Genomic DNA, 15,319 nt, shown 5'->3' with positions numbered 1-15,319 from the left:
AATGCGTACGCATTTGCACGGTTTGTATCCAGATGCCGATGCTTTAAGCGGGTGAACTGGAATTCACCGCTGGGTGGCGACACGTTATTCCGTTATCGGTATGCGGAGGAGGGAAAGCATCCGTGCGCGATGGTACTCTGTAGTGGTTGAGATTTGACTATCGGGGAGGCCCACGTGACGGAGCAGCAGAGCTTGTTTGGCGATATGGCGACGGATGGCGGCGCGCGGACGGATGGCGCTTCGGCGACTACCGAGTCCCCGCAGGACGTCCGCGCTCAGGCCGCAGCGCGCGCGGCCGAGCTGCGCCACCTGCTCGATTACCACGCCTATCGCTACTACGCCCTCGATGCGCCCGAGATCACAGATGCCGCCTTTGACAAGCTGCTGGTCGAGCTCCAGCAGATCGAGGCGGCCCATCCCGAGCTCGTCACCCCCGACTCCTACACCCAACGTGTGGGCGGTTATGTGTCCGAGCAGTTCACGCCTGTCACGCATATGGCGCGCATGTATTCCATGGACGACGCCATGAATCTCGAGGAGCTCGACGAGTGGCTCGCCCGTACGGAGGAGGCGCTCGGCGCGGGGCGCGTTGCCTACACCTGCGAGCTCAAGATCGACGGCCTCGGCGTGGCCATCACCTATCAAAACGGCGCCTTCGTACGCGCCGCCACGCGCGGCGATGGCACGACGGGCGAGGACGTTTCGCTCAACGTGCGCACCATCAAAGACGTGCCCATGCACCTCTCCGAGGCCGCGTTGGCCCACATGGGCGCGGACCGCGGAACGCCCATCGAGGTCCGTGGCGAGGTCTACATGCCCAAGGGCAGCTTCGCTCGTCTGAATGCGGAGGCCGACGCCGAGGGTCGTGAGCCCTTCGCCAACCCCCGCAACGCCGCCGCGGGCAGCCTGCGCCAGAAGGACCCCAAGGTCACCGCGACGCGCAGCCTTGCCACCTTCATCTATTCGATCGCCGACACGGCGCCCTTGCATGTGGACTCCCAGCATGCGTTCCTCGACTGGCTGCGCGAGGCGGGCTTTTCCGTCAACGCATCCGTGGCGCGCTGCACCTCGCCCGCGGAGGTCCACGCCTTTTGCGCCGATGCGCTCGCGCACCGTGGCGACTTGGATTACGACATCGACGGTGTGGTTGTGAAGGTCGATGGGTTCGACCAGCAGGCCGACCTCGGCTTCACCGCCCGCGCACCGCGCTGGGCCATCGCCTTCAAATTCCCGCCGGAGGAGAAGACCACCGTTCTGCGTGAGATTCGCATCCAGGTGGGGCGCACCGGCGTGCTCACCCCGGTTGCCGAGTTCGACCCCGTCACGGTGGCCGGCTCCACCATCGCCCGCGCAACTCTGCACAATCTCGACGAGATCCGCCGCAAGGATGTGCGCGTGGGCGATACCATCATCGTCCACAAGGCCGGCGACGTGATCCCTGAGGTCGTTGGTCCGATGCTGGACAAGCGCCCCGCCGACGCGGTCGAGTGGGATATGCCCGAGGCTTGCCCCGCCTGCGGCAGCCCCGTGGTGCATGAGGGTGACGAGGTGGCGTACCGCTGCGTGTCCCTCGATTGCCCCGCGCAGCTCAAGGAGCGCCTCATCCACTGGGTGAGCCGTGGCTGCATGGACGTGGACGGCCTGGGCGACGAGCTCATCGACAAGATGATCGAGGCCGGCCTGCTGCGCGATGTCGCCGATTTCTACACGCTCGATGCCAGCGCCATCGCAGCGCTGGATACGGGCCGAACCTACGCTAAGGACGACAAGAAGAAGGGCGTGGCCGCGGGCGATCCCATCAAGGTCGGTCACACCATCGCTGGCAAGGTGATGGACGAGCTCGTCCGTTCCAAGGCGCAGCCACTCTCCCGTGTGCTGTTCGCGCTGGGCATCCGCCATGTGGGCAAGTCGGTCGCCGAGGTCCTGGCGCAGCGCTTCCTCACCATCGATGCTCTGGCGGCCGCATCCGAGGAGGATATCGCGGCGTGCGAGGGTATCGGGCCCAAGATCGCGGCGTCGGTGCGCGAGTTCCTCTCTGTGTCCGAGAATCTCGAGGTCTTGCAGCGCCTGCGCGAGGCGGGCCTCGCGCTCGAGGAGAACTTGGGTGCGGCGGTGGCGCAGGCGGCCCAAGAGACCGGCGTCGATGCCGACCTGGCGGCGGGGCAGCCGCTGGACGGCCTCGCCTTCGTGCTCACCGGCACGCTCGTCAACCGCACGCGCGACGAGGCGGGCGCGGCCCTCAAGCTCCTCGGCGCCAAGGTCTCGGGATCCGTGTCTAAAAAGACGAGCTACCTGGTCGCAGGCCCCAAAGCGGGCTCCAAGCTCACCAAGGCCGAGAGTCTGGGCGTTCCCGTGCTCGACGAGGAGGCCCTGGAGCGGATCCTCGCCACGGGCGAGGTGCCGCAGGTGTAGTCGGCAGCGGAGCGCCGATGCGAAAAGCAGCCGGCGCTTCGCGTGCCCGCGCAGGTCGCGGCGGTAGAATGATGCGCGGACGAATTCGATGAGAGGACGACGCGCATGATCAAGCTGTTTGCGAGCGATTTAGATGGCACTCTGCTCAACGGTCTGCATGAGGCGGACCGCACAATCCGCGGTGCGATACAGGAGGCCATTGCCCAGGGAGCTCATGTGGTGCCCGCGACAGGTCGTTCCCTCTTGCCCGCCGGAGAGCATGGGTTCACGGGCCTTAAGGTCGACGCGGTCTGCGCGAACGGCTCGATCATCCGCGGGAGGAACGGCGAGCTGCTCAAGACCTTCACGGTCGATCCGGCGTTCGTGGAGGAGCTCATCCGTTCTTTCCCGCAGATCTGCTTCGATTGCTGCACGCCCGACGGCATGTTCTCAAGCGGCAGCTTTGAGATGCACCAAGAGGGGTTCGCCCGCGACAACCTGTTCCGTCGCATCGTGATGCGCGGTATGCGTGCCCGGGGAGGAACGCACGAGGAACAGTTCTTCGACCAATCGATCAGCTCGATCCTCTCCCATGATGTGTGCAAGATCAACTGCCGCGTGACGAGCGACGGCCTCGAGCGGGAGCTCAAGGCGTTTTTGGCCGATCACGCCGACACGGTGGTCAATGCTCCGTTCGATCCCGTGATGTTCGAGATCACGGACAAGGATTGCAACAAGGGGGCCTCGATCGCGTGGCTCGGCCGTCACTATGGCATCGAGGAGGATGAAATCGCCGTGTACGGCGATGGCGGCAACGACCTGGTCATGTTGCGTCGGTTCCGCCATTCATACGCGACGGCTAACGGTAGTCCCGAGGCCAAGGCGGCGGCGAGTGCGGTCATCGGCCGCTGCGAGTTCCACGCCGTGCCCAAGCACATCCTGCAGACGCTTCGCTCCCAGCGCGGTCGCGTGATGATCGAATAGATGAAAATGGGGCCCGTGTGAGCGGGCCCCGATGCGTATAAAGCGGTGCGACGCGTCCGTCGTGATATGGCTTATCGCGCCTTTTGCACGTAGTCGTAGACAAAGCTCGCAATGGCAGCCGAGTCGTTGATGTCGAGGAACGGTGGCAGATGGACGTCCGCCTCGGAGAAGGCGCGTCCGGCTTCCTCTGCGGCAGCGCGGGCCTGCTTGACCGCTCGGGTGCGGAAATCGCGCGCCACCACGTCGTTGCAGGCGACGGCGATCGTGTCGTCGTTGATGAGCTCGAAGGAATCGCGCCCGCGCATGCGGTCGATGCCCGAGCGGGCGACCACGATGCTCGGCAGGCCAGCGGCCTTGTAGCCCTCTACGATGACGGTGTCCACATCGGTGTAGCGCGTGAGCATGTCCAGCACGGGCACCTCTTCGGTCGTGCGGGAGTACTCGGCGTACATGTCCGGCGAGATCAGGCCCACATGGCGGCTACCCGCCTGCGCATGGCGCCAGGAATCCTTGCCGGGCTGATCGATGTCGAAGCCCTTGTGCCCATGGTGCTTGATGGAGCCAACGCGGACGCCGCGCTGCGCGAGGCGGGAAATGACTTTCTCCACCAGTGTGGTCTTGCCGGCGTTCTGGTAGCCCACAAAGGCGACGGCGGGTGCCGGCGTGCCCGTGCGCGGCCCTCCGGGAAGTGGGGAGGGGAGTTCGGCGGCGATGATCTCGGCTTCCTTTGCCTCGACATCGACCTCGTCGGTATGGGTGTGTTCTCCGTCTCGTGCCCAGAGGCCGGAACGCCCGCCTTCCTTCCGCAGTAGGCGGACATCGACGATCTCCATACCGCGGTCGACCGCCTTGCACATGTCGTAGATGGTGAGGCAGGCGGTCGAGGCGGCCGTGAGCGCTTCCATCTCGATGCCGGTGACGCCCGTGACTCCGCAGGTGGCGAGCACGTGGAAGCCCACGCGATGGTCCTCGCGCGCGGGCGCCCAGCCGGGGGCCGCGACTGCGGAGGACGAGATGGGCTCGATCTCGACTTTCGCCTTGGTGATATTGAGCGGGTGGCACATGGGGATGAGGTCGCTCGTGCGCTTGCTCGCCATGATGCCGGCGACGCGTGCGCATGCGAGGACGTCGCCCTTTTTGGCGCGGTCCTCGAGCACCATGGCCTGGGTTTCAGGGTGCATGAGGATGGTGCCCTCGGCGATCGCGATGCGTTTGGTGACCTGCTTGTCTCCCACGTCGACCATACGCACGTCGCCGTGCTCGTCGACATGTGTGAGATCGTCGCGGTAGGCGTCGCGCTCACCGGGGGAGGCGGGGGAGTTCGTCGTGTGCTCCGACTTGGTGGGGCCTGGCGCGTCTCCGTGCTCGCCCCCCTCGACGAGGGTGAGCTCGGGTGCCTCGCCCACAACGGCGGCGGGGTACTTCTCGTGCACGGTGCGACCGAGGGTGCGCGGGCGTTCGGGTTTATCGGGGGTGTGAGTGGTCATGGGGATCACCCTCCAATCTGCGACATGAATCGCTGGGTGCCGTCGATGTCGTCGTGCTGGCGGGGTTTGCGGGCGATGGCATTGCGGTAGATGGCGCGGACCGCGTCTTCATCGCCGGAGCGCAGGGCCTCGCGTACGGGATATTCGGCATCGGAGAACAGGCAGGGGCGAATCGTTCCGTCGGCGGTGAGGCGCAGGCGGTTGCACGACTCGCAGAAATGGTTGGACATGGCCGAGATGAACCCGACGGTGCCGGCCGCGTTGGGGAAGGCCCAGTAACGCGCGGGGCCCGCTCCAAGGGGACCGCCGTTTTGCACGGGTTCGAGTGCGCCGAGGCCCGCGGCGGCAGCTTCGGAGGAGATGCGCTCGCGAAGCTCGGTGGAGGGGACCACATCGCTCGCGTCCCACAGGTCAGGGTTGAGCGCGCCGCCGGTTCCAGCCGCTCCGGCTCCGCAGTGCGGGTCGAGCCCGTGGCCGCTGCTCGGGTCTTCGGCGGATGCGCTCTGACCACCGCCGATGGGCATGTACTCGATAAACCGTACATGGACCGGGCGGTCGACGGACAGGCGCGCGAGGTTGAGTACGTCCTGATCCATACGACGTACGACGACGGTGTTCACCTTGACCGGCGTGAAGCCGTATTCGAGCGCGGCATCGATACCGGCGAGCGCCTGCTCGACGCGGCCGAGGCGCGTGATTTGGGAAAACCGTGCGGGGTCGAGCGTGTCGAGCGAGATGTTGACGCGATCCAGACCCGCTGCGCGCAGGTCGGCCGCCATGCGCGGCAGCAGGGCACCGTTGGTGGTGAGGGAAATGTCCTCGATCTCGGAGATCGAGCGGATTTCCTCGATGAGCGGCACGATGCGATGGGAGACGAGCGGTTCGCCGCCGGTGAGGCGGACGCGCGTGATGCCCTCCTGCGCCACGATGCGTACGAAGCGGGCGATCTCCTCAGCGGTGAGCAGCTCGCCGTGGGCACGCGCGGGCACGCCCTTCTCGGGCATGCAGTACACGCAGCGGAAGTTGCATTTATCCGTCACGGAGATGCGCAGGTAGTTGATGCCGCGGCCAAAGCCGTCGTGTAGTTCGCGGGCCATGCGCGCCTTTCGGGTGATCGTATGGGGTGTCAGCCTAAGTATGAACCTATGGTACCCGAACCGCGCTTCGACAGGGCAATTGGTCAATTGGGGACAGGTACAAATTGCGCACTTTGCATCGGTTTCCAATTGAGCGGTCGCGAATGTGCCTGGTATATCGCTTTGATACACTAGTGCACTAAAGTGCAAGAGGAGGGGAGCATGAAGAAGGGCTCGATCGAACGGGGGCGTCGCGGTTTGTCTTTCGCCACACCGCAGCTGACGCATCAGATGCGCCGGTTCATCGCGGCCCGCTTTTTCCTGTATCTCGGCGCCATGTGCAGCTATTTCATCGGGGTGATGGGCACCCTGACCTTCTCCATGGGTGCAGGTGTGGGCGATAACGCCATTGCCGTGGGGCTGCTCAATTTGTGCATCGTGATCGGCCAAATCCGAGGTGGAGCTCTCCTCGATAGAATCGGGCCTCGCGTGTTCTTCCGATTGGCGTCATTCGGCTTGATTTTGAGCGGCCTGTTGTACCAGGTGGTGGGGACGAGCATCGCGGGCGTGTTTCTCGGCGCGGCGGTCTTCGGCATGACTTGGGGAATCGCCGATACGGTGCCCCGTGCGTTCCCGGCGTATTTTACTGCTGACCTCGACGAGCTCAAGCGTATCAACGCACTCGTGACGTTGACGGGCAACCTCGCGATCGTCATCGGTCCTATCGCTGGTGGCGCAATCGCGCTCGTTGCACCCACGCAGGCGGTGTTCCTCTTCATGGTCGCGTGCGCCGCCATCTCCCTCATTCCCGGATGGGGCATCGAGGCCCTGCGAGAACCTGAGGTCGCGGCGGGCAGTGCGGATGAGGGCTTCGATGCTCCGAGCGGTTCGGTCTCCGCGGGCTTCTCGGCGATTTTCGGCAGCAAGGTTCTCACCTTGCTGTTTTGGGCGACCATGCTCTCGTTCATGGGGTACGGCGCGTTCGACCCGCTCGAGTCCCTGTTCTACCGGGATGTGCTCAAGGTGGGCGCCTCTTGGATGGGCTGGCTTTCCGCGTTGTCGGGCGTGGGCGGGCTGTTGGGCGCGGCGATCGCCGGCGTGTTGCCCCCTCGCTTCGTCAACGTGCGCGCCCTACTCGTTGTGCTGTTCGTCACGGGGGCCGGGAGCCTGCTGTATGTCGCGACTCCGTATGTGCTCGTGGCGTGTGCGGGGCAGTTCATCCTCGGTGTTGCATTTTCAGCGTTCGGCCCCATTAAGGACACGCTGGTCCAGATTCACACGCCGCTCGACCGTATTGGGCGTGTGAACGCCGCCATGGGCGCGGGCAATAACCTTGCGGGGGCCATCCCGCTGCTCTGTGCACCCGCTCTTGCTCATGTCCTGGGCGTGCAGGGAACCCTTGTGGCCGCCGGGGTGCTGGTGGTCGTCGTACCGCTCGCGATTCTCATTATGCGAGGCAGAGAGATTGGCGATCTCGTCGACGAGGAGCGCGCTCGAGAGGCCGCGGGCTTTGCCGATGGGTGCCGCGCCGGGGGAGCTTGTGGCTTTGGCGACGACGGCCTCGCTGGGGGGCAGTCGAAGGGCCTCTAACGGGAATGTCGCTCGGCCGCAATTGGTGCCTGTCCCCACATGTGCCGCGATGACCGAGCGGATGCAACATGGGAAAACTGGTATTAAAAAGTGTAAATCTGTGGAGAAGGCGTGCATGGCTTCGATGTCGTCGTGGGCCCGTCTTGCCGTGTCGAAAAACCTCGGATAGGCTGGTAATACACGCTGTTCACTTGGGAGACGTGATATTTATGCCGCGCGAGACCACGCAGCACCACACTGATCTGGAAATCTCGAATATCGACGAGGGGTCGGGTGAGCCTGACTGTATGGGCTCGGCTGAACCGGATGTCCTGGGCGAGCCGTGCGCCTCGGATGGGACGGGGGCCTCGGCTGGGCCGGATGCCTCGGACGAGCCGTGCACCTTGGGCGAGCCGTGCGCTTCAGATAGAACGGCAGTCTCGGACGAGCCCGCCAAGTTCCTCATCGCGGGCTTGCGACCCCTCGACTTCGTCAAGCGCATAGCCATCATCCTCATCGGTTCGGCCATCTTCACGTTTGGCGTCCACAACATCCATAACGTCACGGGCATCACCGAGGGCGGCATCATCGGCTTGGTGCTGTTCGGCAACCACTGGTTCGGCATCCCGCCGTCGATCGTGTCGCCGGCGCTTGACTGCCTGTCCTACGCCGTGGCGCTCAAGGTCCTGGGCGGTGGCTTTTTGGGCTGGTCCGCCGTGGCGACCGTCGCGGTCGCGGGCTTTTACCGCTTATGGGAGAGCCTGCCCTACATGTTGCCCGACCTTACGAACAATCCGCTGCTCGCCGCTGTGCTCGGCGCGCTGTTCGTGGGCGTGGGCGTGGGCCTGGTGATCCGCCAGGGCGCATCGGCCGGCGGTGACGACGCGCTGGCGCTTTCGATCTCCAAGATCACCGGGTGGCGCGTGGGCCGCTGCTACCTGTTCACCGACCTCTCGGTGCTCGCGCTCTCCCTCACCTATATTCCGGTGGTGAAGATCGCCTTCTCGCTTATCACGGTGACGATCTCCTCTGCGGTGATCGATGTGGTGAAGGATGCCTCGTGGGATCATGTCGAGCAATTCACCGAATGGCTGCGAGAGAAGAGGCGCGTACGGGCGTAGTGCGCCAGCTTGTCCATCTCGAAAGAGCGTGTATCGTATGGGGCACTCCATGCAAGTGGAGTGCCCTGTTTGTCTATAATGGAGCGATTGCACGGAAGAACCGAAAGGAGCGCACATGGCGGTACTGACCGAAGATGACGTGCGCACGATCGCCGATTACGCGACCATCGCGCTCGATGAGACCGAGCTCGCTGCGATGACGTCGTACCTGAACGACGCCGTGGCCATGCTCGAGCCCATACTGGATTATGCGGCCGAGGATGTCGAGCCGACGTTTCACCCGGACGGCGGCATTGCGAATGTGATGCGGCCCGATCAAGCCGATGAGGGCCGTGCCCTCGGCATCGATGAGGCTCTGTCCAACGCCGCCTCTGCGCGTGACGGCCAGTTCCGCGTGCCCTCGATCATGGGTGATGGGGGTGAGCGCTAATGGCGACATTCATCGATTCCCTCACCGCTGTGGATATCGCCGCGGGTGTGCGAGCTGGAGAGTTCAGCGCCGTCGAGGTGGCCCGCGCGGCGCTGTCCGCCATCGATGCGCGCGAGTCAGATGTCCAGGCATTTCTTCAGGTCACGCCTGAGGTGGCTCTTGGCGCCGCCGCCCGTGTGGATGCGCTTCGCGCCGCCGGCGAGCCCCTGCCGCCGCTGGCCGGCGTACCCCTCGCCATCAAGGACAACATGAACATGCTGGGCACGCGTACTACCTGCGCCTCTCGTATGCTGGAGAACTACGAGTCGCCCTATACCGCCACGTGCGTCCAGCGCATGCTCGACGCGGGCTGCGTGCCGCTCGGCAAGGCCAATATGGACGAGTTCGCGTTCGGTTCCTCCACGGAGAGCTCGGCGTTTCACCGTACGAACAATCCATGGGACCTCGAGCGCGTTCCCGGCGGCTCCTCCGGAGGCTCGGCCGCGGCGGTCGCCGCGGGCATGGCAACACTTTCCCTGGGATCGGATACCGGCGGTTCGATTCGCCAGCCCGCGGCGCTTTGCGGCGTGGTTGGTGTGAAGCCCACATACGGAACCGTGTCGCGTTACGGTGTGGTGGCGTTCGGATCTTCGCTTGACCAGGTCGGTCCGTTCGGTCGTACGACCGCCGACGTCGCGCTCTCCCTGGATGCGCTCGTGTCCGGTGGACGCGATGCATACGACGGCACGAGCCGCGATGTCGAGGCCTCCTTTACCGAGCATCTTGAGGATGGAGTTGCGGGCAGGCGCGTGGGCATTGTCCCGGCGTTCATGGAGGCCGCGGGTCTTGCGCCCGAGGTGAAGCGCGCCGTGGAGCGCGCCGCCCGCTCACTCGCCGATCAGGGCGCCGAGCTCGTCGAGGTCGATCTGCCGCACCTCGATGCGGCGATCGCCGCCTACTACGTGATCGGGCCCGCCGAGGCGTTTTCCAATCTCGCTCGCTTTGACGGTGTCCGCTACGGATATCAGGAGCCCGGCTGCGCGAATCTGGCCGAGCAGAGCGCCAAGAGCCGTGCGCGCGGCTTTGGCGCCGAGGCCAAGCGCCGTCAGCTGCTCGGCGCCTACCTGCTGTCCTCGGGCGTGTACGACAAGTACTACTTTGCCGCCCAGAAGGCTCGCACGCTCATCACCGACGACTACGCCCGTGCGTTTGAGCAAGTCGACGCGATTCTCATGCCGGCGAGCCCGACGGCCGCCTTCAAGTTCGGGGAGCTGTCCGATCCCACGCAGATGTATCTGTCCGACCTGTTCACCATCTCGATCAACATCGCCGGCAACGGTGGCGTCACGGTGCCGATGGGTTTGGGCGAAGATTCGGGTATGCCCGTTGCGGCCCAGCTGGTCGGCAAGCCGTTCGACGACGTGCGCCTGTTGTCCTTTGCTCGCGCGGTCGAGCGCGCCGCGACGGAGGCGGGCGCCGCTTCGGTCCTGCCCGTCGCCCCCGCGTTCGCCGAGAAGGGAGGTGAGCTCGCATGAAGGAGCTCAGCGAAGTCCTGAAGGACTGGGAGGCCGTTATCGGTCTGGAGATCCACACCGAACTCACGACGCTCGAGACCAAGATGTTCTGCGGTTGCAAGCTCAGCCATGACGACGCGCCGAATACGCACGTGTGCCCCGTATGCCTCGGCATGCCCGGCGCGCTGCCCGTGCCCAACCGCCGTGCCATCGAAAGCATCGTGAAGGCGGGTCTCGCCACGAACTGCGAGATCCAAAAGCACTCGATGTTCTATCGCAAGCATTACTTCTATCCCGATATGGCCAAGAACTTCCAGACCACCCAGGGCCCCGTGGCGTTTTGCATGCACGGCCGTCTGGACCTGGAAGTCTCCGGCCGCGGTGCCGCCGAGCGTCCTGAGTGCGCGTTCGGCGAGAACGAGGCGAAGAGCCTGGCGAGCGCGAGTGCGAACGCCGTGGGTCTGTCGCGCCAGATGGCCGAGGGTCTGCCCGAGGGCGTGGAGGTTTCCGCCGCGGCGCTTGGGGGCATGGGCTCCTACGATACGGCCGGCCTGGCTGTGCCGGAGCGGCGCGCGGATGGTTCCTACAGCGTGCCCATCCGCATCCTGCGCATCCATATGGAGGAGGATGCCGCCAAGATGGTGCACGTGGGTGGTGCCGAGGGCCGCATCGGCGGCGCCGCGGAGAGCCTCGTGGACTATAACCGCTGCGGCACCCCGCTCATCGAGCTGGTCACCGAGCCCGATTTGCGCACGCCCGAAGAGGCGCGCCTGTTCATGGAGAAGCTGCGCCGCATCTTCCTGACCATCGGTATCTCGGATTGCTCGATGGAGAAGGGTTCCATGCGCTGCGACGGCAATGTGAGCCTGCGCCGTCGCGAGGAGACGGGCTTGGGAACTAAGACGGAGCTCAAGAACCTCAACAGCTTCAAGGCCCTGCACGACGGCTTGGCTTACGAGATCTGCCGTCAGGCGGAGGTGCTGGAAAGCGGTGGGACGATCTACCAGGAGACGCGCCATTGGGAGCCTTCCCGCAAACGCACCGTGGTGATGCGCGTGAAGGAGACCGCGGACGATTACCGCCTGTTCCCCGACCCCGACCTGGAGCCGTTCGACTTGTCCGACGGGTTTATCGAGCATTGCCGTGCGGAGCTGCCCGAGCTGCCGGATGCCAAACGCGACCGTATTGAGCGCGCGTTCGGCGTCAAGCGCCCCGACGCCGAGCAGCTGGCCGGCGATCCCGTGACGGCTGCGTTCTTCGAGGAAGCTGCCGCGGGCCTTTCCGGCAAGGCGGCCCAGACGGTTGCGAACCTCGTAGTGAACGAGCTGGCCGCATATCTCAAGGCTTCCGGAGTGGCGCTGGGGGAGAGCGGTATCGCGCCGGCGCAGGTGGCCTCGCTTGCCAAGTTGCTCGCTTCCGATGCGATTTCGAGCAACCAGGCGCACGAGGTGTTCGAGGCCATGGCGGCAAGCGGTGACGACCCCGAGAAGATCGTGGATGAGCGCGGCATGCGCCAGGTGAGCGATGCCGGTGCGTTGCAGCCCATCGTGGACGAGGTGCTCGCAGCATGTGCCGATCAGGCTCAGCAGTATCGCGACGGCAATCAGAAGGTCATCGGGTTTTTGGTGGGCCAATGTATGAAGGCGAGCCGGGGCAAGGGCAATCCCAAGCTCTTCAATGAGCTGCTGCGCTCGAGCCTGAGCTAACGTCGCGCCGCAGGTCGCGCTGCCTTGCCGCCCGAGCCACAGGTCGCACTGCGTAGCGCGCCGCCCGCCGGTCCTCAAATCTTCGGAGCGCTTTTCGAAATTCGGTGCACTTTTCGACTATTTTTCCTGACGGAAATGGTCGAGAGGTGCACCGAGTTTTGTCGCGGTGCACGGAGCTTTGATTGTCCCATGTGAAGCGAAACGAGAAATCGCAGACGGCGTGCCGCTGCCTCGACGTTTGCTGCGATGAATGCAGATAACAAAGGGCGAACCGTCAATCATGGTTAACAGTTCGCCCAATTCTCTTATGGTGGAGGCACGGAGAATCGAACTCCGGTCCACGAAAGTTCCCTGATCGGCATCTCCAGGCTCAGTCACTCATTTAGTCTCGGACACGTTGCGCGGAGCGACACGCTCGCGGCGTCCCAACCGGTTCAGTCTTAGCCTTGGCCATACCGATTACGTGCCAAGGAGCGTTCCCCTAAAATGACGTCGCGCCGGTGTCGGGGAAATCACCGGGTTGACGCGCCGCTATATATTAAGCAGCGAGAGCCAGCTGGGGCTCAAAAGAAGAATTCTTGTCAATTCATTTTGACAGTACCCCTGTTTAACGTGGCGAGGAGACCACGGCCTGCTTCCTCTCTCAGAACTATCGTGTCGAAACCAGTTGCCCCCTTTTGGGTGGTCGTTGGGATTCGCTCAAGTCCAGACCATTCATCAGCGCAATTCGCGCCATGCCGGTCGAGGGCGAATCCTCTTTCTGGTGCCGCAAGCGGCAACGACCTGTCAAAGTACGCGGATCGCGCCCGAGGCACAAATCCGTAGTTGAAAAGTCTACCACGGAAGGCGCCCAATCATGAAACCGCGATCTGCGCGGGTCAAATTCACGCTACATCGGGATAAAGTGTACGTTTTGGGGAAGGTTTTGAGGCCTCGAGCACTTCCGAACTAAATCGAGCGAATTGTGAGCTGCGGTTATGTTGGACGAACACGTGGCAGGCCGCAGAAATAGAGGCAAAACCTTCCCCAAAACGTACACTTTGAAATCGGCGTTCCATATTTGGATGGACATTCGTTCATGTTCCGGTGCCCATGGGGTACAAGGGCTTCAGAATGAAAGGAGCTCCGATGCAGGACAAGGCGAAAAACGCTGGGAAGGTTGCAATCGTTTTGGAGGGCGGTAGCTTCCGCGGTGAGTTCACCGCGGGTGTGCTCGACGTTCTCATGGAAAACGGCGTCGAGGTTGCGGCATGCTACGGCACGTCTGCCGGAGCGCTTAACGGCTTGAACTATAAGAGTCGGCAGATCGGGCGCGTTAATCGCGTCAACCTCGCATTCTGCAACGATCCTCGCTACATGGGCGCCCAGTCGCTCGTGACCACGGGTTCGATGGTCGGGTACGATTTCATCTTGAACGACGTGCAAGACCGTCTCGATCCGTTTGACAACGAGGCGTTTTTTGCCAACCCCATGGAGATGTACGCCTGCGCGACGGACATCGTGTTCGGTACTGCGGCGTACTTGCCCGTTCGGGATGCGACCTTGGACATCGATGCCGTGCGTGCTTCGACCTCGCTTCCCTTGGTGACCAAGCCTGTCGAGATCGATGGGCATCTCTACCTCGACGGTGGCACTGCGGATTCGGTCCCAGTCGAGCAGGTGCTCGAGGATGCGGGTTTCGACCGTGCGATCGTGGTGCTCACGCAGGATCGGTCCTACCAGAAGAGCCCGTACGGACTGATGGGCGCTGCCCGCGCCGCGTACGCCGGGTACCCCTATTTGCTCGAAGCCATGGAGAACCGTCACGAGCGGTATAACGAGCAGCGCGAGCACATCTGGGAATATGAGCGCGCCGGCCGCGCCCTCGTCCTTGCCCCGCCGGTCCCAGTCGAGGTAGCCCATGTCGAGCACGACACCGAGAAGCTGCTGAATCTCTATATCCAGGGTCGTCAGGAGGCCAAGCACCGTTTGGGCGAGATACGGGAGTTCGTCGGACGTTAGGGGCCACGGCCCGCATGAGGGCCTTTTCCTCACAACAGATCAAACCGACCGCCGCCTGTGCAGAAGTTCTGCACAGGCGGCGGAAAACGTTTGACTTGCCGCATATAGGGGTTATTATTGACAGGTTACTTTCCAGAGCCCCGTGAAACTCTGTTAAGACACGTACTGTACATGGAGGAAAAGTGATTCTTAAGTCGACTCACTACGCCAAGCAGGGTGAGGTTACCCGCAACTGGGTCCTCATCGATGCCGAGGGCGCCACGCTGGGCCGTCTCGCTGCCCAGGTTGCCAAGATTCTGCGCGGCAAGAACAAGCCCCAGTTCACGCCCAACTCCGACTGTGGTGACTTCGTGGTTGTCATCAACGCCGATAAGGTCCAGCTTACCGGTAACAAGGCCGACCACAAGACCTACTACCGTCACTCCGGCTACAATGGCGGCCTCAAGGCGGAGTCCTTCCGCCAGGCTATGGAGAAGCACCCGGAGAAGGTCATCGAGCGCGCTGTTCGCGGCATGCTCCCCAAGACGACCCTCGGCCGCAAGCAGCTGACCAAGCTCAAGGTCTACGCTGGCACCGAGCATCCGCACGCTGCTCAGAACCCCGTTAAGATCGAGCTGGAGGGCTAAAAGATGGCTGAGAACACCGTTGTTTACTACGGCACCGGCCGTCGCAAGAATGCCGTTGCTCGTGTCCGTATCGTCCCCGGCACCGGTAAGGTGACCATCAACAAGCGTGACGCCGAGGAGTACTTCGGCCGTCATCAGCTCGTTGAGGATGCCCTCGCCCCGTTCAAGGTGACCGACACCCTCGGTTCCTTCGACGTCATCGCCCTGTGCGATGGTGGCGGCATCACCGGTCAGTCCGGCGCCCTGCGTCTGGGTATCGCCCGCGCTCTTCTCGAGGCTGGCGACTACCGTGCCGACCTCAAGCGCGCTGGTTTCCTCACCCGCGACGCCCGCGTCGTCGAGCGCAAGAAGTGCGGCCTCAAGAAGGCCCGTCGCGCGCCTCAGTTCTCCAAGCGCTAATCTGTCGCAAGACGTTTCCGCTATGGATTCGGGCCT

12 protein-coding genes and 1 other RNA gene are annotated in these 15,319 nt (G+C 63.7%); 10 read left to right on the top strand and 3 right to left on the bottom strand.

All coding sequences use genetic code 11. The features are described 5' to 3' along the window. The first annotated feature begins 204 nt into the window (after window positions 1–204). Both ligA and COLINT_RS04330 read left to right on the top strand, forming a co-directional pair. Window positions 205–2,412: an NAD-dependent DNA ligase LigA gene (gene ligA / locus COLINT_RS04335; protein WP_050750567.1), complete on the top strand. Its 2,208-nt coding sequence runs from the start codon at window positions 205–207 to the stop codon at window positions 2,410–2,412. Window positions 2,413–2,517: 105 nt separating this feature from the next. Next, complete coding sequence (locus tag COLINT_RS04330; protein ID WP_006723162.1) at window positions 2,518–3,375, top strand: HAD-IIB family hydrolase; 858 nt, start codon at window positions 2,518–2,520, stop codon at window positions 3,373–3,375. A gap of 71 nt (window positions 3,376–3,446) precedes the next feature. Here the strand turns inward: COLINT_RS04330 and moaC are convergent, their stop codons facing one another. Both moaC and COLINT_RS04320 read right to left on the bottom strand, forming a co-directional pair. Further along, the gene (moaC, locus tag COLINT_RS04325; RefSeq protein WP_006723161.1) at window positions 3,447–4,862 is read right to left on the bottom strand and encodes a cyclic pyranopterin monophosphate synthase MoaC; all 1,416 of its coding nucleotides are present in this window, start codon (window positions 4,860–4,862) and stop codon (window positions 3,447–3,449) included. A gap of 5 nt (window positions 4,863–4,867) precedes the next feature. Then, complete coding sequence (locus tag COLINT_RS04320; RefSeq protein WP_006723160.1) at window positions 4,868–5,959, bottom strand: GTP 3',8-cyclase MoaA; 1,092 nt, start codon at window positions 5,957–5,959, stop codon at window positions 4,868–4,870. A 201-nt stretch (window positions 5,960–6,160) separates the two neighbouring features. Here COLINT_RS04320 and COLINT_RS04315 point away from each other — a divergent pair, with 201 nt between their 5' ends. From COLINT_RS04315 to gatB, 5 genes are all read left to right on the top strand, one after another. Continuing rightward, entirely contained in the window at window positions 6,161–7,528 is a 1,368-nt protein-coding gene (locus tag COLINT_RS04315) for an MFS transporter (RefSeq protein ID WP_156780324.1), read from the top strand. A 209-nt stretch (window positions 7,529–7,737) separates the two neighbouring features. Next, window positions 7,738–8,628 carry a YitT family protein gene (locus COLINT_RS04310; protein WP_006723157.1) on the top strand — a complete coding sequence of 297 codons (891 nt, stop codon included), beginning with the start codon at window positions 7,738–7,740 and terminating at the stop codon, window positions 8,626–8,628. Window positions 8,629–8,743: 115 nt separating this feature from the next. Beyond that, window positions 8,744–9,058 (top strand): Asp-tRNA(Asn)/Glu-tRNA(Gln) amidotransferase subunit GatC, encoded by a 315-nt coding sequence (locus tag COLINT_RS04305; protein WP_006723155.1) that lies wholly within the window; start codon window positions 8,744–8,746, stop codon window positions 9,056–9,058. Further along, window positions 9,058–10,572, top strand: coding sequence for an Asp-tRNA(Asn)/Glu-tRNA(Gln) amidotransferase subunit GatA (gene gatA, locus COLINT_RS04300; protein ID WP_006723154.1), 1,515 nt, complete (start codon window positions 9,058–9,060; stop codon window positions 10,570–10,572). Before COLINT_RS04305 ends, gatA begins: the two co-directional genes overlap by 1 nt. Beyond that, window positions 10,569–12,257: an Asp-tRNA(Asn)/Glu-tRNA(Gln) amidotransferase subunit GatB gene (gene gatB, locus COLINT_RS04295; protein ID WP_006723153.1), complete on the top strand. Its 1,689-nt coding sequence runs from the start codon at window positions 10,569–10,571 to the stop codon at window positions 12,255–12,257. The genes gatA and gatB overlap by 4 nt, the downstream gene beginning before the upstream one ends. Before the next feature lie 308 nt (window positions 12,258–12,565). On the opposite strand, the gene ssrA is transcribed toward gatB, so the two are convergent. Then, window positions 12,566–12,932: a transfer-messenger RNA gene (gene ssrA / locus COLINT_RS08310) on the bottom strand. Window positions 12,933–13,385: 453 nt separating this feature from the next. Between ssrA and COLINT_RS04290 the strand changes: the two genes are divergently transcribed. From COLINT_RS04290 to rpsI, 3 genes are all read left to right on the top strand, one after another. Next, entirely contained in the window at window positions 13,386–14,258 is an 873-nt protein-coding gene (locus COLINT_RS04290) for a patatin-like phospholipase family protein (protein ID WP_156780323.1), read from the top strand. Between the two features lie 182 nt (window positions 14,259–14,440). After that, window positions 14,441–14,884 carry a 50S ribosomal protein L13 gene (rplM, locus tag COLINT_RS04285; protein WP_006723149.1) on the top strand — a complete coding sequence of 148 codons (444 nt, stop codon included), beginning with the start codon at window positions 14,441–14,443 and terminating at the stop codon, window positions 14,882–14,884. 3 nt (window positions 14,885–14,887) lie between these two features. Beyond that, the gene (gene rpsI / locus COLINT_RS04280; protein WP_006723148.1) at window positions 14,888–15,283 is read left to right on the top strand and encodes a 30S ribosomal protein S9; all 396 of its coding nucleotides are present in this window, start codon (window positions 14,888–14,890) and stop codon (window positions 15,281–15,283) included. The last annotated feature ends 36 nt before the right edge of the window (window positions 15,284–15,319 follow it).

This window comes from Collinsella intestinalis DSM 13280, from assembly GCF_000156175.1.
GTDB classification, from domain to species: Bacteria; Actinomycetota; Coriobacteriia; order Coriobacteriales; family Coriobacteriaceae; genus Collinsella; species Collinsella intestinalis.
This window is presented reverse-complemented; position numbering and strand designations above follow the sequence as displayed.

Bases quoted from the DNA above. Each gene is read 5' to 3' on its own strand.
- ligA (WP_050750567.1), top strand. From the start codon at position 205: ATGGCGACGGATGGCGGCGCGCGGACGGATGGCGCTTCGGCGACTACC.
- COLINT_RS04330 (WP_006723162.1), top strand. From the start codon at position 2,518: ATGATCAAGCTGTTTGCGAGCGATTTAGATGGCACTCTGCTCAACGGT.
- moaC (WP_006723161.1), bottom strand. From the start codon at position 4,862: ATGACCACTCACACCCCCGATAAACCCGAACGCCCGCGCACCCTCGGT.
- COLINT_RS04320 (WP_006723160.1), bottom strand. From the start codon at position 5,959: ATGGCCCGCGAACTACACGACGGCTTTGGCCGCGGCATCAACTACCTG.
- COLINT_RS04315 (WP_156780324.1), top strand. From the start codon at position 6,161: ATGAAGAAGGGCTCGATCGAACGGGGGCGTCGCGGTTTGTCTTTCGCC.
- COLINT_RS04310 (WP_006723157.1), top strand. From the start codon at position 7,738: ATGCCGCGCGAGACCACGCAGCACCACACTGATCTGGAAATCTCGAAT.
- COLINT_RS04305 (WP_006723155.1), top strand. From the start codon at position 8,744: ATGGCGGTACTGACCGAAGATGACGTGCGCACGATCGCCGATTACGCG.
- gatA (WP_006723154.1), top strand. From the start codon at position 9,058: ATGGCGACATTCATCGATTCCCTCACCGCTGTGGATATCGCCGCGGGT.
- gatB (WP_006723153.1), top strand. From the start codon at position 10,569: ATGAAGGAGCTCAGCGAAGTCCTGAAGGACTGGGAGGCCGTTATCGGT.
- COLINT_RS04290 (WP_156780323.1), top strand. From the start codon at position 13,386: ATGCAGGACAAGGCGAAAAACGCTGGGAAGGTTGCAATCGTTTTGGAG.
- rpsI (WP_006723148.1), top strand. From the start codon at position 14,888: ATGGCTGAGAACACCGTTGTTTACTACGGCACCGGCCGTCGCAAGAAT.